This window comes from Clavibacter michiganensis subsp. insidiosus (genome assembly GCF_002240565.1).
Lineage (GTDB): Bacteria > Actinomycetota > Actinomycetes > Actinomycetales > Microbacteriaceae > Clavibacter > Clavibacter insidiosus.
On sequence record NZ_MZMO01000001.1, the window covers coordinates 625,425 to 646,378 of the forward strand.

Below are 20,954 nucleotides of genomic sequence, written 5' to 3' on the forward strand. Positions count from 1 at the left end.
GTCCCGCTCCACCAGGAGGGGACGGCGTCGGCCGATCCGCCGTGTGTCCGATCGACCATTCACTACCCGCCCGGGCCGCCATCCGGGGGGCATCGCAGGCGTCATATAGCGGACGCCTCGCCGAAAGGAAACAACACAGTGCTCATTGCGCAGCGCCCCACCCTCACCGAGGAGTCCATCTCGGAGTTCCGCTCGCGGTTCGTCATCGAGCCGCTCGAGCCCGGCTTCGGCTACACGCTCGGCAACTCGCTCCGCCGCACGCTCCTCTCGTCCATCCCCGGCGCGGCCGTCACCAGCATCCGGATCGACGGCGTGCTGCACGAGTTCAGCACCGTCCCCGGCGTGAAGGAGGACGTGACCGAGATCATCCTCAACATCAAGGGCCTCGTCGTCTCCAGCGAGCACGACGAGCCGATCACCGCGTACCTGCGCAAGCAGGGTGCGGGCCAGGTCACGGCCGCCGACATCTCGGCCCCGGCCGGCGTCGAGATCCACAACCCCGAGCTCGTCATCGCCACGCTCAACGAGAAGGCGAAGTTCGAGCTGGAGCTGACGATCGAGCGCGGCCGCGGCTACGTCTCGGCGACCCAGAACCGCAGCGAGTTCAGCGAGGCCGGCCAGATCCCGGTCGACTCGATCTACTCGCCCGTGCTCAAGGTCACGTACCGCGTCGAGGCCACCCGCGCCGGCGAGCGCACCGACTTCGACCGCCTCGTGGTCGACGTCGAGACCAAGTCGGCCATCACGCCGCGCGACGCCATCGCGTCCGCCGGTCGCACGCTCACCGAGCTGTTCGGCCTGGCGCGCGAGCTCAACTCGGCCGCCGAGGGCATCGAGATCGGCCCCGCGCCGGTCGACGCCGTCCTCAGCTCCGAGCTGTCGATGCCCATCGAGGACCTCGACCTCTCGGTCCGGTCGTACAACTGCCTCAAGCGCGAGGGCATCAATAACGTCAGCGAGCTCGTCGCCCTCTCGGAGACGCAGCTCATGAACATCCGCAACTTCGGACAGAAGTCGGTGGATGAGGTCAAGGACAAGCTGGTCGAGCTCGGTCTGTCGCTGAAGGACGCCGTCCCCGGCTTCGACGGCGCGCACTACTACAGCTACGACGAGGACGAGACCACCACCAACTGATCCGTCCGGCCTCGGCCGTACGCCTTCTTTCGACACTTACGGAGACAAGACCATGCCCAAGCCCACCAAGGGTCCCCGCCTCGGAGGCGGCCCGGCGCACGAGCGCCTCATGCTCGCGAACCTGGCCCAGAGCCTCTTCGAGCACAAGTCCATCAAGACGACCGAGACCAAGGCCAAGCGCCTGCGTCCCGTCGCGGAGCGCCTCGTGACGTTCGCCAAGCGCGGCGACCTGCACGCCCGCCGCCGCGTCATGGGGATCATCCCCTCGAAGAGCGTCGTGCACGAGCTCTTCACGGAGATCGCGCCCCTCGTCGCCGAGCGCGACGGCGGCTACACCCGCATCACGAAGCTCGGCTTCCGCAAGGGCGACAACGCCCCCATGGTGCAGATCGAGCTCGTGCTCGAGCCCGTGACCCCGAAGGTCCGCTCCTCGCGCACCTCCACCGCGACGGCTCCGGTCGCCGCGGCCCCGGTCGCCGAGGCGCCCGCGGAGGAGGCGGAGGTCCCCGTCGAGGAGACGGACGCCGTCGAGCACACCGACGAGACCCCCGCGGAGACGACCGACGAGGCCGCCGCCGAGGTCGAGGCCGACGCCGCGGAGAAGTCCGCCAAGTAGCGCCCGCACCATCCCGAGAGCCCCCGCCGCGTTGCGCGTCGGGGGCTCTCGTGCGTCCGGGCGCCCCTGGGGCGGCCGCGTGTGCCCCGGTACCCTGGACGGATGACCGACACGAGCACGACCCTGCCGGACGATCCCTCCTCCACCTCTGCCGTCCCGCTCCCCGAGGGGCCCGACGGGATCACGTGGCGCCCCATCTCCCCGGACGACGTCGACGCGCTCGTCGAGCTCGCGAGCGATGTGGCCGACGCCGACCACCCGGAGTACCGCGCCACCCGCGACGAGATCGTGATGGCGCAGGGCTTCTCCTACGTCGACCTCGCGCGCGACACGATCGTGGCCGTCGACGCCGACGGACGCCTCGTGGCGGAGGGCGTCGCCGTCGTCAAGCCGGACGACGAGACCGTCGTCCGCGCGAACACCTCGGGCTCCGTGCACCCCGGCTTCCGCCGTCGCGGCATCGGCGGGCGCCTGCTCGACTGGCAGATCGCGCGTGCCACGCAGTCCCTCGCCGTGGCCCAGCCCGCCCCGCACGTCGAGGAGCCGGTGCCGACGCGCATGGGGGCGGACGTGCAGGTCGACTCCGCTGGCCATGTCGCCCTCCTCGAGTCGCGCGGCTTCACCCCGAGCCGCTACTTCATCGAGATGCACCGCGACCTGGCTACCGAGCTTCCCGACGTGCCGTCGCCCGAGGGCCTGCGCCTCATCCCCGTCTCGCGGGAGTGGTGGGAGCGCACGCGCCTCGCCAAGAACGAGGTGTTCCGCGACCACTGGGGGTCCGAGCCCGTCAGCGTCGAGCGCTGGGAGGCCTTCCTCTCGCTGCCGACCGCGCGGGACGACCTCTCCGTCATCGCCGTCACGGGCGATGGCGAGGACGCCGTCGTCGCCGGATTCGCCATGGCCGAGGTCACGCCGGAGAACTGGGAGGCGGCGGGCTACACGTCCACCTACATCGCCCTCGTCGGAGTGCGGCGCGAGTTCCGCGGCCGCCGCCTCGCGCAGGCGCTCCTGTCCACCGCGCTCGCCGGGTCCCGCGCGGCGGGGGTCCAGCGCGCCGTGCTCGACGTCGACTCCGACAGCCCCACCGGCGCGCTCGACCTGTACGAGCACCTCGGCTTCACGCAGGCGAGCCGCTCTGCCGTGTACGAGCGCGAGGTCGGCATGACGCCGCCGCGGGGATCCGCCGCCCGATGAGCGCGGATGCCGAGGCGGGTGACGCCGGCACGCGCCTCCGCCTCGACATCGCGTACGACGGCACGGGGTTCGCCGGCTGGGCGAAGCAGCCCGGGCTCCGCACGGTGCAGGGCGCGCTCGAGGGCGCGCTCGAGGGCGCGCTCGCGCAGCTGCTCGCCCGCACGCCGCCGGCGCCGACGCTCGTCGTCGCCGGGCGGACCGACGCGGGCGTGCACGCCACGGGCCAGGTCGCGCACGTCGACCTCACGGACGCGCAGATCGCGTCCCTCGACCGTCCGCCGCGGGGCCGCGGCGCCGACGCCGCGGGGGAGGGGCCACACGCTCCCTCCGTCGAGCGCGCCGCGGCGGCCCTCGCGCGCCGGATGAACGGCGTGCTCGGCCCACGGTCCGACGCCGTCGTGCTCGCGTGCGCCCCCGCGCCCGACGGCTTCGACGCGCGCTTCTCCGCGACGTGGCGGGCGTACCGCTACCGGATCTCCGACACCTCCGGCCCCCGCGACCCCCTCCAGCGGCACCGGACCGTCGAGGTCCCGGTCGCCCTCGACGCGGCCGTGCTGCAGCAGGCGGCTGACGCGCTGCTGGGCCTCCACGACTTCGCCGCGTACTGCAAGCCGCGCGAGGGGGCGTCGACCATCCGCACGCTGCAGGACCTGACCTGGGCCCGCGCGGCCGACGGCGCGCTCGAGGCGGCGGTCCGGGCGGACGCCTTCTGCCACAGCATGGTGCGCGCGCTCGTCGGCGCGTGCGTCGCGGCGGCGTCGGGACGCGTCGGCGTCGCGCGGCTCCGCGAGCTGCTGGAGCTGCGCGAGCGGACGAGCGAGTTCACGGTGATGCCCGCGCGCGGCCTCGTGCTCGAGCGGGTGGGCTACCCGCCCGACGCGGAGCTCGCGGCGCGCAACGAGGTCACCCGGAACCGGCGTGCGGCGCACGAGGTGGATCCCGTCACGGAGGGCGCCGACGATGCCGCCCGCGACCTGGCGCGGCTGGCCGACACGCCCGGGATTGCCTGATCGCCCCGGATCGCGTACTCTGAACCGGTTGTCTGCACGCCTGCGTGCGGCGACATACAAGGTTGAGCCCTCCACCGGATGCGTTCTCGTCAGAACGCCCACGGAGCGGGATCCACGACCATCTCACCTCGAAAAGAAGGCAGTCAGATCAATGACGCGCACCTATTCCCCCAAGGCCAGTGAGGTCCAGCACGACTGGGTCGTCATCGACGCCACGGACATCGTCCTCGGCCGTCTCGCCAGCCACGCTGCCGCGCTCCTGCGCGGCAAGCACAAGGCCACGTTCGCCCCCCACATGGACATGGGCGACTTCGTGATCATCGTCAACGCCGAGAAGGTGGCGCTCACGGGCCAGAAGCTCGAGAAGAAGCTGGCCTACCGCCACTCCGGCTACCCGGGCGGCCTCACGGCCACCACCTACGTCGAGATGCTCGAGAAGCACCCCACGCGCGCGGTCGAGAAGGCCATCCGCGGCATGCTGCCGAAGAACTCGCTGGGTGCGGCGCAGCTGAAGAAGCTCAAGGTCTACGCGGGCCCCGAGCACCCCCACGCTGCTCAGCAGCCCACCCCGTACACCCTCGGCCAGGTCGCTCAGTAGCTCCGGCTGCCGACAGCGACGACCAAAGACCTCAGAAGGAATCGAACCCAGTGGCTCAGATCTCAGACTCCCTCGACGTGGCTCCCGAGAGCTTCTCGACCGAGACCCCGAACGAGGAGGCCCCCAAGGCCCCCCGCGCGGTCCTCAACGTGTCCGGCGGTGCCGTCGGACGACGCAAGCAGGCCATCGCCCGCGTGCGCCTCGTCCCCGGCTCCGGCTCGATCACGGTCAACGGCCGTGAGTTCGCGGACTACTTCCCCAACAAGCTGCACCAGCAGCTCGTCAACGACCCGTTCAAGGTGCTGGACCTCCTCGGCAGCTACGACGTCGTCGCGCGCATCTCCGGCGGTGGCCCCTCCGGCCAGGCCGGCGCCCTGCGCCTCGGCATCGCGCGCGCCCTCAACGAGATCGACGAGGAGAACAACCGCGCCGTGCTGAAGAAGAACGGCTTCCTCAGCCGCGACGCGCGCGTCAAGGAGCGCAAGAAGGCCGGACTCAAGAAGGCCCGCAAGGCGCCCCAGTTCTCGAAGCGCTAAGGCGCTCGGGTACCCCGGCACTCATGCCCCGGCTCTTCGGCACGGACGGCGTCCGCGGACTCGCCAACGGCGAGACCATCACCGCGGACCTCGCCCTGCGCCTGGCCCAGGCCGCCGCGCACGTGCTCGGGCAGGACGCCCGGGATGCCGGACGACGACCCATCGCGGTCGTCGCCCGGGATCCCCGGGTGTCCGGCGAGTTCATCGCGGCGGCCGTGGCCGCCGGCCTCGCGAGCTCCGGCGTCGACGTGTTCGACGCCGGGGTCATCCCGACGCCGGCCACGGCGTACCTCATCGCGGACTTCGACGCCGACTTCGGCGTGATGATCTCCGCGTCGCACAACCCCGCTCCCGACAACGGGATCAAGTTCTTCGCCGCCGGCGGACGGAAGCTCGCCGACGAGCTCGAGGACCGCATCGAGGCGCGGCTGAGCCAGCCCGTCCTGCTCCCCACGGGAGCCGACGTCGGCCGCATCCGCCGCTTCGCGGACGCCGAGGACCGCTACGTCCTCCACCTGCTCGGCACGCTGCAGCACCGCCTCGACGGGATCCACGTGGTCCTCGACTGCGCGCACGGCGCCGCCGCGGGCATCAGCCCCGAGGTCTTCACGGACGCGGGCGCGCGCGTCACCGTCATCGGCAACGACCCCGATGGCATGAACATCAACGACCGGGTCGGGTCCACGCACCTCGACCTGCTGGCCGAGGCCGTCCTCGCGCACGGCGCCGACGTGGGCATCGCGCACGACGGCGACGCCGACCGCTGCCTCGCGGTCGACCACACGGGCGCGATCATCGACGGCGACCAGATCATGGCCGTGCTCGCGCTCTCCATGGCCCGCCGCGGCCTGCTGGCGGAGCGCACGCTCGTGGCGACCGTCATGAGCAACCTCGGCCTCCGCATCGCGATGGCCGAGAACGACGTCACCGTGCTGCAGACGCGCGTCGGCGACCGCTACGTGCTCGAGGCCATGAACGAGGGCGGCTACTCCCTCGGCGGCGAGCAGTCGGGCCACCTCGTCATCGCGGAGCATGCGACGACCGGCGACGGGATCCTCACGGGGATCCAGCTGCTCGGCGAGATGGCGGCCACGGGCAAGAGCCTGCGCGAGCTCGCCTCGGTGATGACCGTGTACCCGCAGGTGATGATCAACGTGCGCGGCGTCGACCGCGACCGCGTGGGCGACGACGCCGAGCTGAACGCGGCCGTCGCGCGCGCGGAGGCCGAGCTCGGCGACACCGGCCGCATCCTCATGCGCGCCTCGGGCACCGAGCCCATGATCCGCGTGATGGTCGAGGCCGCCGACCAGGCGACCGCCGAGCGCCACGCGCAGGAGCTGGCCGCCCTCGTGACGGAGCGCCTGGCGATCTAGCCGGCCCGCGCCAGGGTGCTCCCTTCAGGAGTCGCTGTGGAGGAGATCGTCGGGGCATCCCGGCCTCCTCCACCATGTCCTCGTCAGCAATTGAGGAGTGCCATCCCATGAAGATCATGAAGCGCTCGGTGCGAAGCGTGATTCTCGTAGCCGTAGTCATTGCGGCCGCAAGTCCGTCTCCGGCGTTCGCCGACGCATCAGGGCGCGCACAGGACGTCAACGTCGTTCGGATATGCGCGGGTCAAGCCATCGATCTCGATGATGCGAATGGCTTGCCGCTCCCGGTCGAGCGGCAGCAGAGCCTTCGGGACCATGCGGAGTTCCGCTGTGCTCATCCTGAGCTGGCGTCCCGGGGCAGTAGCTCGACAGCCTCGTCGCCCGAGGCCGTGCACGTGGACTCAGAGGGCTATTATCCGGTGGCGAATCTCGACATCCAGCCGGGTCAGGTCACTTGGCTGGCGACAGTCGGTGGAATGCCGGTCGGCCGTATAAGACGCTGTCCTGCGAATGGCGTATCGACAACGGAACTTGGCAAGACTGTGGAACGGCGTCGGGGTCCGGCAGTGGACTGCGAACCCGCACCATTCAGTATTGCCCTTTCCCGGGCCTCCTGTTCGAAGTGGAGGCGTTTCTTCACGTGAACGGCGTGGATTACTTTGACAATGCGGACGGGATAACGCAATGAGCAGCCTGTTCTGCATCGTCAAGTCGACGAGCTGCACTTCTGACGTCACGTTACGGACCCTGGATGTCCGACCGGGGGCGTGGCTGTGCATCCGCGCCGAGACGCCCACGGCTCCGGTGGGCCCTCACGCGACGGAGCGCTCGACGTCCTACGCGGTGCTGCCATCGCTGGAGGACGGTCGAGGGCATCGTGTCGTCGCGGAACGCGTGATGAGCGGAGGCGGCGAGCCGCTCACCGGCGTCGTCGACTGGATCTTCCGATGGCCCTTCGAGGTAGACCTCACGGGCGCGTTCCGCCTGAGCGACGGAGACAGCTGGTCCATCTCGTTCACGTGCATCGACGTGGACGGGATCGTCGCCGACAGGGTCCTCGAGTAGGTCAGAGCTTGCGGAGCAGGACGCTCGCGACCGAGTGGTCCGCGTCCTTCCGCAGCACGAGCGTCGCGCGCGAGCGGGTCGGGCGGACGTTCTGCTCGAGGTTCGGCTCGTTGATGGTCGACCAGATCCGCCGCGCCCGCTCGACGGCCTCGGCCGGGCTGAGCTCCGCGTACCGGTGGAAGTAGGAGCGCGGGTTGCTGAAGGCCCCGCGCTGGAGGCTGAGGAAGCGGTCCTCGTACCACTGCGCGATGTCGTGGGTGCGGGCGTCCACGTAGATCGAGAAGTCGAAGAGGTCGCTGACGGCGAGCTTCGCGCCGGACGCCGCCGGCTGCAGCACGTTGAGGCCCTCGATGATGAGCACGTCCGGTTGCCGCACGACCACCTCGGCGCCCGGCACGATGTCGTAGGCGAGGTGGGAGTAGAACGGCGCGCGCACCTCGGGCACGCCGCTCTTGACCTGCGTGACGAACCGCAGCAGCGCCCGCCGGTCGTACGACTCGGGGAAGCCCTTCCGCTCCATGAGGCCGCGTCGCTCGAGCTCGGCGTTCGGATGCAGGAAGCCGTCCGTGGTCACGAGCTCGACCCGCGGGGTGTCGTCCCAGCGCGCCAGCATCTCGCGCAGGAGGCGCGCGACGGTCGACTTGCCGACGGCCACGGATCCCGCGACGCCGATGATGAACGGGGTGCTCTTGGCGCGCTCGCCGAGGAACGCGCTCGTGTCCCGGTGCAGCTTCTTCGTGCCCGTGACGTAGAGGTTGAGCAGGCGGCTGAGCGGGAGGTAGACGTCCTCGACCTCGCGCATGTCGAGCCGGTCGCCGATGCCGCGCAGCTGCACCAGCTCGGTCTCCCGGAGCGGGAGGTGCGTGGCGGGCGCGAGGGCCGCCCAGTCGGCGCGGGCGATCTCCACGAACGGGGAGACGTGCCCATGACTCGTCGGGGATCCCGTCGCGGTGTCTGGCATGGCGTCCCCATCCTATGGCGGGGTCGGCGGGCGGCCGGAGCGCGCGTACGCCAGCCGACGGTCCCTCCCCAGGCGCCTCCGCGCCCGGGGCGCGCCGCGATGCCCGGCCGCGCAGGGGAACCCCGACGCGGACGGCTAAAGTGGTGCCCCATGTGCGGAATCGTGGGATACGTCGGTGAGTCCAAGAGCCTCGAGGTGCTCCTCGGGGGGCTGCGGAGGCTCGAGTACCGGGGCTACGACTCCGCGGGCGTCGCGGTGCTCGACGAGGACGGCACGCTCGGCGTGCGCAAGCGCGCGGGCAAGCTCGACCGCCTGCTGGAGGACCTGGAGGCGTCGCCGCTGCCGAACGGATCCACCGGCATCGGCCACACCCGCTGGGCCACGCACGGCGGCCCCACCGACCGCAACGCGCACCCGCACCTGGGCGACGACGGCAAGCTCGCCCTCATCCACAACGGGATCATCGAGAACTTCGCGGAGCTCAAGGACGACCTCCTCGCGGACGGCTACACCTTCGAGAGCGACACCGACACCGAGGTCGCCGCCCGCCTCCTCGGTCGCGAGTACGGCATCATGCACGACCTCGAGCAGGCGTTCCGCAACACGGTGACCCGGCTCGAGGGCGCGTTCACGCTCCTCGCCGTGCACCGCGACCAGCCCGGCCTCGTGGTCGGCGCCCGCCGCAACTCGCCGCTCGTCATCGGGCTGGGCGACGGCGAGAACTTCCTCGGATCCGACGTCGCCGCGTTCGTGGAGTTCACGCGTCGCGCGGTCGCCATCGGGCAGGACCAGATGGTCGCCATCCGCCCCGACTCCGTCACGGTCACCGACTTCCACGGCGCCCCCGTCGAGACGCACGAGTTCGAGATCGCGTGGGACGCGTCCGCCAGCGAGAAGGGCGGCTGGTCGAGCTTCATGGCGAAGGAGATCAGCGAGGGCCCGGACGCCGTGGCGAACACCCTCCGCGGCCGCATCGTCGACGGCGTCGTCGTGCTGCCCGACCTCGACGCGATCGGCGAGGTCGACCTCGCGGACATCTCGCGCATCGTCATCGTCGCCTGCGGCACCGCCGCGTACTCGGGCATCCTCGGCAAGTACGCCATCGAGAAGTGGGCCCGCGTCCCCGTGGAGGTCGAGCTCGCGCACGAGTTCCGCTACCGCGACCCCGTGCTCGACGCCACCACGCTCGTGATCTCCATCAGCCAGTCCGGCGAGACCATGGACACGCTGCTCGCCGTCCGCTACGCCCGCGAGGCCGGCGCGCGCGTCCTCTCCATCTGCAACACGCAGGGCGCCACCATCCCGCGCGAGTCCGAGGCCGTCGTCTACACGCACGCGGGCCCCGAGGTCGCGGTCGCGTCCACGAAGGCGTTCGTCGCCCAGGTCGCCGCGCTCTACCTGTTCGGGCTGCACCTCGCGCGCATCCGCGGCACGCTGTCGGCCGACGAGATCGTCGCCAACACCGAGGAGCTGCTGGCTGTGCCGGAGAAGCTCGCCACCGTCGTGGAGCAGGGCGAGAAGATCAGCCAGCTCGCGAAGTGGATGGCCGACACCCGGGCCGTGCTCTTCCTCGGCCGCAACGTCGGCTTCCCGGTCGCGCTCGAGGGCGCGCTGAAGCTCAAGGAGCTCGCGTACATCCACGCGGAGGGCTTCGCGGCCGGCGAGCTCAAGCACGGGCCCATCGCGCTCATCGAGCCGGGGCAGCCCGTGTTCGTCATCGTGCCGAGCCCCGTCCACCAGCTCGCGCTGCACAAGAAGGTCATCTCCAACATCGAGGAGATCCGCGCGCGCGGCGCCCGCGTCATCGCGATCGCCGAGCAGGGCGACGCGTTCGTGCTGCCGCACGCCGACGAGGTCATCCCGATCCCGCTCGCCGCGCCGCTGTTCGAGCCGCTCCTGGCCGTCACGCCGCTGCAGATCTTCGCCATGGAGCTCGCGGCGGCCAAGGGCCTCGACGTCGACCAGCCGCGCAACCTCGCGAAGTCCGTCACCGTCGAGTGACCGCGGCGGCGTGATCAGGGGCATCGGCGTCGACGTGGTCGACGTGGCGCGGTTCGCCCGGAGCGCCGAGCGCACTCCGGGTCTCGTGCCGCGCCTGTTCGCGCCGGCCGAGCGGTCCCTGCCCGCGCGCTCGCTCGCGGCCCGGTTCGCGGCGAAGGAAGCGCTCATCAAGGCGCTCGGCGGACCCGGCGGGATCAGCTGGCAGGACATGGAGGTCGTCCGCGACGAGCACGGTGACCCGTCGTTCCGGGTGGCCGGCGTCGTCGCGCAGGTCGCGGCCGCGCGGGGCGTGACGCGGATCCACCTGAGCATGAGCCACGACGCCGGCCTCGCCACCGCGTTCGTCGTCACCGAGGGGGACGCGCCGTGACCGACGAGGTGACGCTCCAGGCGCCGGCCGCCCTCCGGCGGGAGGCGCGCATCGACACGGGCGCGATCTCCGCGAACGTCCGCACGCTGCGGGCCACCACCGGCGCGCCGCTCGTGATGGCCGTGGTCAAGGCCGACGGCTACGGGCACGGCGCTGTCGCGTCCGCGCGCGCGGCGCTCGCGGGCGGGGCCGACCGGCTCGGCGTGGTCGACATCCGGGAGGCGCTCGCGCTGCGGGCGGCCGGGATCCAGGCGCCGATCCTCACCTGGATGCACGCGCCCGGCGCCGACTTCGCCACCGGCATCGAGGCCGGCATCGACCTGGGGCTCAACAGCCTGCGCCAGGTGCGCGAGGTCGCGGACGCCGCGCGCCGCGTCGGCCGCGCCGCGGAGGTGCACCTCAAGGTCGACACCGGGCTCGGCCGCAACGGCGTGACGCCGGCGGAGTGGCCGGCCGTCGTCGCGGAGGTCCAGGCGCTCGTCGCCGAGGGCCGGATCCACCTCGGCGGCGTCTTCAGCCACCTCGCCAACGCGGGCGAGGAGGAGGACCGGGCGCAGGTGCGCGCGTTCCACCGGGCGGTCGACGTGGTGCGGGACGCGGGGCTGGAGCCCGGGATCCGTCACCTCGCCGCCACCGCGGGCGCCCTGCGCGTGCCCGCGGCCCGCCTCGACATGGTGCGCCTCGGCATCGGGATCTACGGCATCTCGCCGCTCGACGGCGTCACGTCCGCCGACCTCGGCCTCGTGCCCGCCATGACCCTCGTCGGCAGCGTCGTCGCGGTCAAGCGCGTGCCCGCCGACACGGGCGTCTCCTACGGCTACACGTACCGCACCACCCGGGCCACGACCCTCGCGCTCGTCTCGCTCGGGTTCGCCGACGGCGTCCCGCGGCTCGCGAGCAACCGCGCGCCCGTCGCGATCCACGGCGCGCGCTTCCGCGTGAGCGGCCGGATCGCGATGGACCAGTTCGTGGTCGACGTGGGCGACGGCGTCGTCGACGGCCGACCCGTCGCGGTGGGCGACGACGCCGTGCTGTTCGGGGATCCCGCCACGGGCGCCCCCTCGGTGGAGGAGTGGGCCGAGGCGACCGGCACCATCGGCTACGAGATCGTCGCGCGCGTCACCGGCCGCGTGACCCGGAGGCACTCCGCATGACCGAGCCCGCATCCGCGCCCGTCCCGGCCGGACCCGTCGCGCCCGGCCGTCGCGCCGTCGTCGACCTCGACGCGATCCGCCACAACGTCCGCACGCTCGCCGCGCTCGCCGCCCCCGCCCGCACGATGGTCGCCGTGAAGGCCGACGCGTACGGCCACGGCGCCCTGCAGGTCGCGCGCGCCGCCCTCGAGGCGGGCGCCGAGAGCCTCGCCGTGCTCGACGTGGCCTCCGCCGTCGAGCTCCGCCGCGCGGGCATCACCGCCCGCCTCCTCGCCTGGCTGCACGGCGTCGACACCGACTTCCTCGTCGCGGTCGAGCACGGCATCGACCTCGGCGTCTCGGCGCTGTGGGAGCTGGAGCGCATCGCGGCCGCGGGACGCGCCACGGGGATCCGAGCCCGCGTGCACCTCAAGGCCGACACGGGCCTCAGCCGCAACGGCGCCACCCCGGAAGCGTGGCCCGACCTCGTGCGCGCGGCCGTCGCCGCCGACGCCGCGGGCGAGCTGACGCTGCACGCGCTCTGGTCGCACCTCGCCGACGCCTCGCCCGAGGACGACGACGCCGCGCTCGCCCGCTTCCACGAGGCCGTGCGCGTGGCCGAGGAGCTGGGCGCGCGTCCGGTCGAGAAGCACCTGGCGGCGAGCTCCGCGGGGATCCGCCTGCCCGCCGCCCGCTTCGACATGGTGCGCTTCGGCATCGCCGTCTACGGCATCTCGCCGTTCGACGACCGCTCCGGTCGCGACCTCGGCCTCGTCCCTGCGATGACGCTCGAGGCCGACGTCATCTCCGTCAAGCGCGTCGAGGCGGGGCACGGCGTCTCGTACGGCCTCGACCACCGCACCTCGGGGCCGTCGACGCTCGTGCTCGTGCCGCTCGGCTACGCCGACGGGATCCCCCGCTTCGCCGCCCCGCACGCCTCCGTGCTCCTGAACGGCCGCCGCTTCCCGATCGCCGGCCGCATCGCCATGGACCAGCTCGTGCTCGACGTCGGCGACCTGCCCGTCGAGGTGGGGGACACCGCCGTGATCCTCGGCCCCGGCGACCGCGGCGAGCCCACCGCCGAGGAGTGGGCCGGATGGGCCGAGACCATCGGCGACGAGATCGTGACCCGCGTCGGCCCGCGCGTCGACCGCGTGCACCTGCACGAGCGCCCGGACGCGGCCGAGGCGCCGGCCGCCGAGGTCCTCTCCGACGAGCTCGTCCCCGTCGCGACCACGGACGACATGGAGGAGCTCGGCCGCGCCGTCGCCCGCGAGCTGGGCGCGGGCGACCTCGTCGTCCTGTCCGGCCCGCTCGGGGCAGGCAAGACGACGTTCACGCGCGGGCTCGGCGACGGCCTCGGCGTCCGCGGTCCCGTCACGAGCCCCACGTTCGTGCTCGCGCGCACGCACCCGAGCCTCGTCGACGGGCCGCCGCTCGTGCACGTCGACGCGTACCGCCTGGCCGACGCCCGCGAGCTCGACGACCTCGACATCGACTTCGCGCGCTCCGTCGTGGTCGTCGAGTGGGGCGAGGGCAAGCTCGACGGCGTCGCGGAGGAGTGGTGGGACCTGCGGATCGCGCGGCCCACGGGCGCGGACGACGCCGACGCCGACCCGGCGGCCGACGCCGACGCGGATCCCGACGCCGCCCCCGAGGAGCCCCGTACCGTCCGCATCCGGCGGCTCCGCGCGCGGCCCCGCGCCTAGACTCGTCCAGTGCTCCTCGCGATCGACACCTCCGCCGGCACGGGCGTCGCCGTCATCGACCCCGACGGCCGCGTGCTCGCCGAGCGCCAGGAGGCCGACACCATGCGGCACGCCGAGGTCATCGGCACGCTGCTCGACGAGTGCCTCACCGCGTCCGGCATCGAGCGCTGCGACGTCCGCGCGATCGTCGCCGGCATGGGCCCCGGCCCCTTCACCGGCCTCCGGGTCGGCATCGCCGCGGCCCGGGTGCTGGCCACCGGCCTGGACGTGCGCGTGATCCCCGTGGTCAGCCACGACGCCGTCGCCCACGACCACTACGCGGCGGGCGGCACCGGATCCCTCGTGGTCGTCACGGACGCCCGCCGCCGCGAGCTGTACTGGTCCGTCTACCGCGAGCCCGCGCCCGGCGGCGTCGCCGAGCGCACCGCGGGCCCCGGCCTGAGCAAGCCGGACGACGTGCCGGCCGCCGACCACCGGATCGATGCCGCCGGCGTGCGCGCGGCCTCCCTCGCGCAGGTCGCCCGGCGGATGGACGAGCTCGACCTGCCCTTCGCGGCCGACGAGGCGCTCTACCTCCGCTCGCCCGACGTCACGGTCTCCGCCGGCCCGAAGCGGGTGACCTCGTGAGCGTCCTGTTCCGCACCGCCGAGGTCGCCGACCTCCCCGCGCTGATGCACCTCGAGACCACCACGTTCGTCTCCGACGCCTGGTCCGCGGACGCGATGCGCGGCGAGCTCACCGCCCGGCACGGCTGGTACGTCGTGGCCGTGGACACGGGCGGTGGCGGGATCCTCGGCTACGTCGGCCTCTCCTGCCCGCGCGGCGCACATGCCGCCGACGTCCAGACCATCGCGGTCGCCGACGGCAGCCGCGGCCGCGGCATCGGCCGGGCCCTCCTCACCCGGCTCGTCGCCGAGGCGCACTCCCGCGGCGCCCGCGAGGTGCTGCTCGAGGTGCGCGCCGACAACCCGGTCGCGCAGGGCCTCTACTCCTCGCTCGGGTTCGAGGAGATCGCGGTCCGCCCGCACTATTACCAGCCGGACGACGTCGACGCCGTCGTGATGCGCGTCGCCCTCGCCGCGACGCCGCCCGAGGTCGCCGAGCCGCGGAACGCGCCCGCCGAGCGGCCCGCATCCGCCGCCCCGGACGCCGAGGCGCACGCCGACGAGACCGCGGGCGACGACGCCGGCCCCCTCGTCCTCGGCATCGAGACCTCGTGCGACGAGACGGGCATCGGCATCGTCCGCGGCCAGACGCTCCTCGCCAACGTCATCTCCAGCTCGATGGACGAGCACGCGCGCTACGGCGGCGTCGTGCCCGAGGTCGCCGCCCGCGCGCACCTCGAGGCGCTCACCCCCGCGATCGACGCCGCGCTCGCCGCGGCGGGCGTCACCCTCCGCGAGCTCGACGCGATCGCCGTCACCGCGGGTCCCGGCCTCTCCGGCGCGCTCATGGTGGGCGTCGGCGCGGCGAAGGCGCTCGCCGTGGCCCTCGACATCCCGCTGCACGGCGTCAATCACCTCGTCGGACACGTGGGCGCGGATCTCCTCAGCACCGACGGCGGGCCGGGCGTCCCGCTCGAGACCCCGAGCATCGCGCTGCTCGTCTCCGGCGGCCACACCTCGCTCCTCCTCGTGCGCGACCTCGTGGACGACGTCGAGCTCCTCGGCGAGACCATCGACGACGCCGCGGGCGAGGCCTTCGACAAGGTCGCGCGCGTACTCGGCCTGCCCTACCCGGGCGGACCGCACATCGACCGCGTCGCAGCCGACGGCGACCCGAAGGCGATCCGCTTCCCCCGCGGCCTCTCCCTGCCCAAGGACATGGAGCGCCACCGCTACGACTTCTCGTTCTCGGGCCTCAAGACCGCGGTCGCCCGCTGGGTCGAGAAGCGGCAGGACGCCGGCGAGCCCGTGCCCGTCGCGGACGTCGCCGCGAGCTTCCGCGAGGCGGTCGTCGACGTGCTGCTCACGAAGGCCGTCGCCGCGTGCGTCGACCACGGGATCCCGCGCCTGCTCCTCGGCGGCGGCGTCGTCGCGAACGCGCGCGTGCGAGAGCTGGCGGCGGAGCGGTGCCGGGCGGCGGGCATCGAGCTGCGGATTCCGCCCCTGTCGCTCTGCACCGACAACGGCGCCATGATCGCGGCGCTCGGCGCGCGCCTCATCACGGCGGGCCGCGCCCCGTCCGGGCTCGCCTTCGGCGCGGACTCGACGCTGCCCGTCACCGTCGTCCAGGTCGGCTGATCCGGCCGCGCCCCCATTACGGGGACCTTTCGCGGCTATTTCCCGAACAGGAGAATCCCGGAGCACGCATCACGGTATGTTCCCAGGGACGAAAGGAACGACAATGACCGATCCGCAGAACCCGGACCGCTCCCACGACGGCTTCCCGCCCGCGCCGAGCCAGCCCGCCTACCCGGCCGCTCCCGCCGCCGGCTCCGACTCGCCGTACGCGGCGCCCTACCAGCCCGGCCAGGGCGGTGCGCCCGTCTCCAAGGGGCTGAGCATCACGTCCATGGTCCTCGGCATCGTGTCCGTGGTGACGATCCTCTTCTGGTTCCTCTCCGCGCCCCTCGGCATCGCCGCGATCATCACGGGCGTGCTCGGCAAGAAGCGCAACCCGGACGCCAAGGGCTTCTGGCTCACCGGCATCATCACCGGCATCGTCGGCCTCGTGCTCGCCGTCGGCCTCGCGATCCTCGGCTTCATCGCCCTGGCCGCGCTGCAGGAGCAGGGCTACACGGCTCCGTAACGCCCCACCCGCACGACACGACGCGGCCGTCCCCTCGGGGGCGGCCGCGTCGTCGCGTCCGGGGCAGGGGTCCCGCGGTCGGGCGTCAGCCCGCGTCGACCCCGTGCCGGTCCGCGAGGATCGCCACGCGCCGCCCGCCGACCCGCGTCGCGATGAGCGTCGCCGACCCGTCGCCCTTCAGCTGCAGCCGCGTCCGCAGCCGCGCCGGATCCACGTCGACCCCGCGCTTCTTGATCTCCAGCGTCCCGATGCCGCGCGCCCGCAGCTCGCGCTTCAGCCGCTGCTCGTCGAGCGGCAGCACCTCGCGCACCCGGAAGCCGCGCGCGAACGGCGTCGTCTGCTCACGGTCCGACGTGATCCACGCGATGCCCTCGCCGACCATCCGCCCGTCGAGCGACCGCGCCAGGTCGCCGATGAGGCGGGCGCGGATCACGGCGCCGTCCGGCTCGTACAGGTGCTCGCCGAGCTCCCCGAGCTCCGCGTCCTCGCTGTCGGCCGCCGAGGTCAGCTCCGCCTGCGACCCGCCGCTGATCACGAGCGCCGCACGCCGCACGCCGTCACGCCGCGTCGGCCCGAACCAGAGACCCATCTCCACGGCCTGCCCGTCGACGGAGACCCACTGCGCCTCCGCCTCCGCGGGGATGAGGTCGCGGTCGAGGCCCGGTCCGACCTTGATGCCCGCGGCCCGTCCCGCCGCCAGTTCGAACGCGGCGGAGAGGGTGGGGGAGTACGCGTCCGGATCCGAGATGCGCCGGGTCGACGAGTGCCCGTCCGTGCGCCGCGCGGGGTCGAGGTACACGCCGTCGACGCGGCCCGCGTCGACCGCCTCGGCCGTGCCCTGCTCGACGACGGCCTCGGGGAACGGCGCGAGGTTCCAGCCGGCGACCGCCGCGGTCACCTCGTCGCGCTCGACGGCCGTGACGCGGATCCCGATGGCTGCCATCGCCATCGCGTCCCCGCCGATGCCGCAGCCGAGGTCCGCCACGTGCGCGACGCCGGCCTGCTGGAACCGCCCGGCGTGCTGCGCGGCGACCGGCAGCCGCGTCGCCTGCTCGAGCCCGGCCTCCGTGAAGAGCATGCGCGCGGCGAACTCTCCGAATTTGGTCCGGGCCCGCGCGCGCAGCCGCGACTGCGTGAGGACGGCGGACACGAGCGCGGGGGAGTGACCCTCGCCACGCAGCGCGCTCACCATCCGCACCATGTCGTCCCCCGGCGCCGGCGCGGGGAGGGAGTCGAGCAGGCGGAGCCCCTCGAGCGAGAGCACCTCGCGGAGGTCGGTCTGATCCATCCGCCCACCGTACCCGGGCGCCTCTGCACCGATTGGCACTCGCGTTGCGCGAGTGCAAGCGCGGCCCGTAGAATCTCACCTGGCACTCTCCCCGGGAGATTGCCAATCAGTCTTGTCCCTTAGTCACGAAGGAAGAGGTCAACCGTGTCGGTCTCCATCAAGCCGCTCGAGGATCGCATCGTCATCCAGCAGGTCGAAGCCGAGCAGACCACCGCGTCTGGTCTGGTCATCCCCGACACCGCCAAGGAGAAGCCCCAGGAGGGCGAGGTCGTGGCGGTGGGCCCCGGCCGCATCGACGACAACGGCAACCGCGTCCCGCTCGACGTCGCCGTGGGCGACAAGGTCATCTACTCCAAGTACGGCGGAACCGAGGTCAAGTACGACGGCCAGGACCTCCTCGTCCTCTCCGCGCGCGACGTGCTCGCCGTCATCGAGCGCTGACGCTCCGCACCAGCGACACCGCACCACCGCACCACCCGGGAGCCCGGCCGACACGTTCGGCCGGGCTCTCGTGCGTCCGCGGCGCTAGCCTCGGGAGGTGACGCGCCCCACCCCGGAGACCTCGACCCGCACCGGCCTGATCGCCGCCGTCGGCGCCTACGGCCTGTGGGGCGTCCTCCCCGTCTTCTTCCTCCTGCTCGTGCCGGCCGGGGCGTTCGAGATTGTCGGCTGGCGGATCCTCTTCTCGCTCGTCGTCTGCGCCGTCGTCATCACGGCGGCACGGCGCTGGCCCGCGGTGGTCGCCATCGTGCGCCGGCCGCGGATCCTCCTGGGGCTCGGCCTCGCGGGCCACCTGATCCTCGTCAACTGGACCGTGTACGTGTACGGCACGCTCTCCGGCCACGTGGTCGAGACCGCGCTCGGCTACTTCATCAACCCCATCGTCACGGTGCTGCTCGGCGTGATCCTCCTGCGCGAGCGCCTGCGCCCGCTGCAGTGGACCGCCGTGGCCCTGTCGGCGCTCGCGGTGGCCGTCATCGCCGTCGGCTACGGGCAGCTGCCGTGGGTGTCGCTCGCGCTCGCCGGGTCGTTCGGCCTCTACGGGCTCGTGAAGAAGCGCGTGAGCGGGGGAGCCGACGCGCTCTCCGGCCTCGCGCTCGAGACGGCCTGGCTGGTGCCGGCCGCCACGACGATGCTCGTGATCACGGGTGCCGGTGCCGGCCTCACCATCGGCACGGTGTCGCTCGGGCACACGCTGCTGCTGGTCAGCACGGGCGTCGTCACGGCCGGGCCGCTCCTCCTCTTCGGATTCGCCGCCGGCCGCCTGCCCCTCTCGGTGATCGGGCTCACGCAGTACCTCGCTCCGCTGCTGCAATTCGCGTTCGGCGTCTTCGTCATGCACGAGGCCATGCCGCCCGAACGGTGGGCGGGATTCGCGATCGTCTGGGCGGCGCTCGTGCTGCTCACGATCGACATGATCCGCGCGTCCCGCCGGTCCCTGCCCGCCGCGGTGCCCGCACGGAGGGATCCGGCGGTCGTCGAGGGCATCTGATTCGGATCCCGTCGCGCATTCCTCGAATGGTAACGATCGGGTCGCGTTACACGACGGAAATGTCGATGCATTGTGTCCGTCTCATCCGCGCCATAGGGTCGCACCAGGCGAGGCGCGCATTCGCGTGCCTCATGCACCACATTCCCGAGCATCACCACACACATCCATAAGGAGCACCATGAGCGCATTCGGCAGGGCTTCGGCCTCCCGCTCACGATCCGCCCGCACCGCCCTCAGCGCCGTCACCATCGCGGTGGCCAGCGCCCTCGTCCTCGCCGGCTGCTCCGGCGGCGGCGGCGGAGGAGGCACCACGGCCGACGGCGGCCTGAACCTCAAGATCGGCACGATCCTGCCGCAGACGGGCTCCCTCGCGGTGCTCGGCCCGCCCGAGTTCGCGGGCGTGGACCTCGCCGTGAAGGACATCAACGACGCCAAGGCCGGCATCACGGTGACCAACACGGCCAAGGACTCGGGCGACACCACGACCGACATCGCGAGCCAGTCGGCCACGTCGCTCATCGCGGACGGCAACAGCGCCATCATCGGCGCCGCGTCCTCGGGCGTCTCGAAGACCTTCATCGACCAGGTCACCCAGGCCGGCGTCGTGCAGCTCTCGCCGGCGAACACCTCGCCGGACTTCACGACCTACGCGGACGACGGCTACTACTGGCGCACCGCCCCGTCGGACGTGCTCCAGGGCCGCATCCTCGGCAACAAGATGCTGCAGGACGGCAAGACCAACGTCTCGATCCTCTACATGAACGACGCCTACGGCACGGGCCTCCAGGAGAACATCAAGAAGACGCTCGAGGCAGGCGGCGCCACCATCGCCGCCGAGCAGGTCTTCGAGCCCTCCGCGACGGACTTCAACAGCGCGATCACCTCCGTGCTCGCCCCGAACCCGGACGCGCTCGTCGTCATCTCGTTCGACGAGATCAAGACCATCGCCGACCAGCTGGCGTCGAAGGGCTTCGACTTCTCGAAGTTCTACGGCACGGACGGGAACTACGGCGTCATCAAGGAGACCGACACCAACGTCGACATCGCGGGGGCGCAGTTCACGAACCCCGGCGTCGAGGCCAAGGAGGACTTCCAGACGCGCCTGCAGGACATGGTGAAGGCCGAGGGCGAGCCCGCCCTCACGGTGTTCAGCTACTCCGCCGAGTCGTACGACGGCACCGTGCTCCTCGCGCTCGCCGCGCTCCAGGGCAAGGGGACCGACGGCGCGACGCTGAAGGAGAACCTCCAGTCCGTCTCCGAGGGCGGCGAGAAGTGCACGACCTTCGCGGACTGCGCCAAGCTCATCGCGGACGGCACCGACATCGACTACGACGGCCTCTCCGGCCCGATCACGTTCGATGAGAACGGCGACCCGACCGAGGCGTACGTCTCCGTCTACAAGTACGGCACGGGCAACACGACGACCTTCTCCGAGCAGGTCTACGGCAAGCTCGACTAGCACCGCACCACGCACGGCTGAGGGCCCGGTCCGCATGGACCGGGCCTTCGGCGTGCCCGGGTGCGCGCAGTGCGTCCGCGGCCGGCTGGTGGCCCGTGCCGTCCCCCCCGCGTCGACGTGAGGGCGGTCACGCGTCGGGGGGGCGGCATCCCGCAGGGGCGGGGACGCCGTCACGGCGGCGGGACGCGGGCGGTCGCGGTCCGTGCTGCTCGGATGCCGGCGCCCCACCCCGCACACGACGACGCGGCACCCCCGGAGGGATGCCGC

The 20,954-nt window shown here is 72.6% G+C and carries 21 protein-coding genes; 19 read left to right on the forward strand and 2 right to left on the reverse strand.

Annotated features, from left to right (window positions below):
- The first annotated feature begins 138 nt into the window (after positions 1–138).
- From B5P21_RS03375 to B5P21_RS03410, 9 genes are all read left to right on the forward strand, one after another.
- Complete coding sequence (locus B5P21_RS03375) at positions 139–1,134, forward strand: DNA-directed RNA polymerase subunit alpha (protein ID WP_012039273.1); 996 nt, start codon at positions 139–141, stop codon at positions 1,132–1,134.
- 52 nt (positions 1,135–1,186) lie between these two features.
- A complete protein-coding gene (gene rplQ / locus B5P21_RS03380) occupies positions 1,187–1,750 on the forward strand; it encodes a 50S ribosomal protein L17 (RefSeq protein ID WP_045529596.1) in 564 nt (187 codons plus the stop codon).
- A gap of 102 nt (positions 1,751–1,852) precedes the next feature.
- On the forward strand, positions 1,853–2,944 hold the full coding sequence (locus tag B5P21_RS03385; RefSeq protein WP_052663241.1) for a GNAT family N-acetyltransferase: 1,092 nt from the start codon (positions 1,853–1,855) through the stop codon (positions 2,942–2,944).
- Entirely contained in the window at positions 2,941–3,954 is a 1,014-nt protein-coding gene (locus tag B5P21_RS03390; RefSeq protein WP_094170761.1) for a tRNA pseudouridine synthase A, read from the forward strand. The genes B5P21_RS03385 and B5P21_RS03390 overlap by 4 nt, the downstream gene beginning before the upstream one ends.
- A gap of 151 nt (positions 3,955–4,105) precedes the next feature.
- Positions 4,106–4,552 (forward strand): 50S ribosomal protein L13, encoded by a 447-nt coding sequence (gene rplM / locus B5P21_RS03395; protein WP_012039269.1) that lies wholly within the window; start codon positions 4,106–4,108, stop codon positions 4,550–4,552.
- A 50-nt stretch (positions 4,553–4,602) separates the two neighbouring features.
- Positions 4,603–5,088 carry a 30S ribosomal protein S9 gene (rpsI, locus tag B5P21_RS03400; protein WP_012039268.1) on the forward strand — a complete coding sequence of 162 codons (486 nt, stop codon included), beginning with the start codon at positions 4,603–4,605 and terminating at the stop codon, positions 5,086–5,088.
- Positions 5,089–5,111: 23 nt separating this feature from the next.
- Positions 5,112–6,461, forward strand: a complete 1,350-nt coding sequence (gene glmM, locus B5P21_RS03405) for a phosphoglucosamine mutase (RefSeq protein ID WP_045529591.1) — start codon at positions 5,112–5,114, stop codon at positions 6,459–6,461.
- Positions 6,462–6,568: 107 nt separating this feature from the next.
- Positions 6,569–7,102 (forward strand): hypothetical protein, encoded by a 534-nt coding sequence (locus tag B5P21_RS16510; RefSeq protein ID WP_133064160.1) that lies wholly within the window; start codon positions 6,569–6,571, stop codon positions 7,100–7,102.
- A gap of 40 nt (positions 7,103–7,142) precedes the next feature.
- Positions 7,143–7,523 carry a hypothetical protein gene (locus B5P21_RS03410; RefSeq protein WP_045529589.1) on the forward strand — a complete coding sequence of 127 codons (381 nt, stop codon included), beginning with the start codon at positions 7,143–7,145 and terminating at the stop codon, positions 7,521–7,523.
- Position 7,524: 1 nt separating this feature from the next.
- Here B5P21_RS03410 and coaA read toward each other — a convergent pair whose 3' ends face one another.
- Positions 7,525–8,484 (reverse strand): type I pantothenate kinase, encoded by a 960-nt coding sequence (gene coaA, locus B5P21_RS03415; protein WP_045529587.1) that lies wholly within the window; start codon positions 8,482–8,484, stop codon positions 7,525–7,527.
- Between the two features lie 150 nt (positions 8,485–8,634).
- On the opposite strand from coaA, the gene glmS reads away from it, so the two are divergent.
- From glmS to B5P21_RS03450, 7 genes are all read left to right on the forward strand, one after another.
- Positions 8,635–10,485, forward strand: coding sequence for a glutamine--fructose-6-phosphate transaminase (isomerizing) (gene glmS / locus B5P21_RS03420; RefSeq protein ID WP_045529585.1), 1,851 nt, complete (start codon positions 8,635–8,637; stop codon positions 10,483–10,485).
- A gap of 10 nt (positions 10,486–10,495) precedes the next feature.
- Entirely contained in the window at positions 10,496–10,855 is a 360-nt protein-coding gene (locus tag B5P21_RS03425) for a holo-ACP synthase (protein ID WP_012039264.1), read from the forward strand.
- Complete coding sequence (gene alr, locus B5P21_RS03430; RefSeq protein ID WP_045529583.1) at positions 10,852–12,009, forward strand: alanine racemase; 1,158 nt, start codon at positions 10,852–10,854, stop codon at positions 12,007–12,009. Before B5P21_RS03425 ends, alr begins: the two co-directional genes overlap by 4 nt.
- On the forward strand, positions 12,006–13,697 hold the full coding sequence (locus B5P21_RS03435; protein WP_045529581.1) for a bifunctional alanine racemase/tRNA (adenosine(37)-N6)-threonylcarbamoyltransferase complex ATPase subunit type 1 TsaE: 1,692 nt from the start codon (positions 12,006–12,008) through the stop codon (positions 13,695–13,697). The genes alr and B5P21_RS03435 overlap by 4 nt, the downstream gene beginning before the upstream one ends.
- A 9-nt stretch (positions 13,698–13,706) precedes the next feature.
- Complete coding sequence (tsaB, locus tag B5P21_RS03440) at positions 13,707–14,324, forward strand: tRNA (adenosine(37)-N6)-threonylcarbamoyltransferase complex dimerization subunit type 1 TsaB (protein ID WP_045529579.1); 618 nt, start codon at positions 13,707–13,709, stop codon at positions 14,322–14,324.
- The gene (gene tsaD / locus B5P21_RS03445) at positions 14,321–15,940 is read left to right on the forward strand and encodes a tRNA (adenosine(37)-N6)-threonylcarbamoyltransferase complex transferase subunit TsaD (protein ID WP_094170762.1); all 1,620 of its coding nucleotides are present in this window, start codon (positions 14,321–14,323) and stop codon (positions 15,938–15,940) included. The genes tsaB and tsaD overlap by 4 nt, the downstream gene beginning before the upstream one ends.
- A gap of 103 nt (positions 15,941–16,043) precedes the next feature.
- On the forward strand, positions 16,044–16,448 hold the full coding sequence (locus B5P21_RS03450; protein ID WP_052663240.1) for a DUF4190 domain-containing protein: 405 nt from the start codon (positions 16,044–16,046) through the stop codon (positions 16,446–16,448).
- 85 nt (positions 16,449–16,533) lie between these two features.
- On the opposite strand, the gene B5P21_RS03455 is transcribed toward B5P21_RS03450, so the two are convergent.
- Entirely contained in the window at positions 16,534–17,736 is a 1,203-nt protein-coding gene (locus B5P21_RS03455) for a class I SAM-dependent methyltransferase (protein WP_094170763.1), read from the reverse strand.
- Between the two features lie 144 nt (positions 17,737–17,880).
- Here B5P21_RS03455 and groES point away from each other — a divergent pair, with 144 nt between their 5' ends.
- The 3 genes from groES to B5P21_RS03470 all read left to right on the forward strand — a co-directional run bounded on the left by groES (position 17,881) and on the right by B5P21_RS03470 (position 20,687).
- Positions 17,881–18,177: a co-chaperone GroES gene (groES, locus tag B5P21_RS03460; RefSeq protein ID WP_012039257.1), complete on the forward strand. Its 297-nt coding sequence runs from the start codon at positions 17,881–17,883 to the stop codon at positions 18,175–18,177.
- A 97-nt stretch (positions 18,178–18,274) separates the two neighbouring features.
- The gene (gene rarD / locus B5P21_RS03465; RefSeq protein ID WP_045529574.1) at positions 18,275–19,228 is read left to right on the forward strand and encodes an EamA family transporter RarD; all 954 of its coding nucleotides are present in this window, start codon (positions 18,275–18,277) and stop codon (positions 19,226–19,228) included.
- Positions 19,229–19,406: 178 nt separating this feature from the next.
- On the forward strand, positions 19,407–20,687 hold the full coding sequence (locus tag B5P21_RS03470) for an ABC transporter substrate-binding protein (RefSeq protein ID WP_094170764.1): 1,281 nt from the start codon (positions 19,407–19,409) through the stop codon (positions 20,685–20,687).
- The last annotated feature ends 267 nt before the right edge of the window (positions 20,688–20,954 follow it).

Excerpts from the sequence above, each read along its gene's own strand:
- rplM (WP_012039269.1), top strand. The coding sequence starts at position 4,106 with ATGACGCGCACCTATTCCCCCAAGGCCAGTGAGGTCCAGCACGACTGG.
- B5P21_RS03455 (WP_094170763.1), bottom strand. The coding sequence starts at position 17,736 with ATGGATCAGACCGACCTCCGCGAGGTGCTCTCGCTCGAGGGGCTCCGC.
- B5P21_RS03390 (WP_094170761.1), top strand. The coding sequence starts at position 2,941 with ATGAGCGCGGATGCCGAGGCGGGTGACGCCGGCACGCGCCTCCGCCTC.
- B5P21_RS03385 (WP_052663241.1), top strand. The coding sequence starts at position 1,853 with ATGACCGACACGAGCACGACCCTGCCGGACGATCCCTCCTCCACCTCT.
- rplQ (WP_045529596.1), top strand. The coding sequence starts at position 1,187 with ATGCCCAAGCCCACCAAGGGTCCCCGCCTCGGAGGCGGCCCGGCGCAC.
- B5P21_RS03450 (WP_052663240.1), top strand. The coding sequence starts at position 16,044 with ATGACCGATCCGCAGAACCCGGACCGCTCCCACGACGGCTTCCCGCCC.
- B5P21_RS03410 (WP_045529589.1), top strand. The coding sequence starts at position 7,143 with ATGAGCAGCCTGTTCTGCATCGTCAAGTCGACGAGCTGCACTTCTGAC.
- glmS (WP_045529585.1), top strand. The coding sequence starts at position 8,635 with ATGTGCGGAATCGTGGGATACGTCGGTGAGTCCAAGAGCCTCGAGGTG.
- B5P21_RS03470 (WP_094170764.1), top strand. The coding sequence starts at position 19,407 with ATGAGCGCATTCGGCAGGGCTTCGGCCTCCCGCTCACGATCCGCCCGC.
- B5P21_RS16510 (WP_133064160.1), top strand. The coding sequence starts at position 6,569 with ATGAAGATCATGAAGCGCTCGGTGCGAAGCGTGATTCTCGTAGCCGTA.
- coaA (WP_045529587.1), bottom strand. The coding sequence starts at position 8,484 with ATGCCAGACACCGCGACGGGATCCCCGACGAGTCATGGGCACGTCTCC.
- B5P21_RS03435 (WP_045529581.1), top strand. The coding sequence starts at position 12,006 with ATGACCGAGCCCGCATCCGCGCCCGTCCCGGCCGGACCCGTCGCGCCC.
- glmM (WP_045529591.1), top strand. The coding sequence starts at position 5,112 with ATGCCCCGGCTCTTCGGCACGGACGGCGTCCGCGGACTCGCCAACGGC.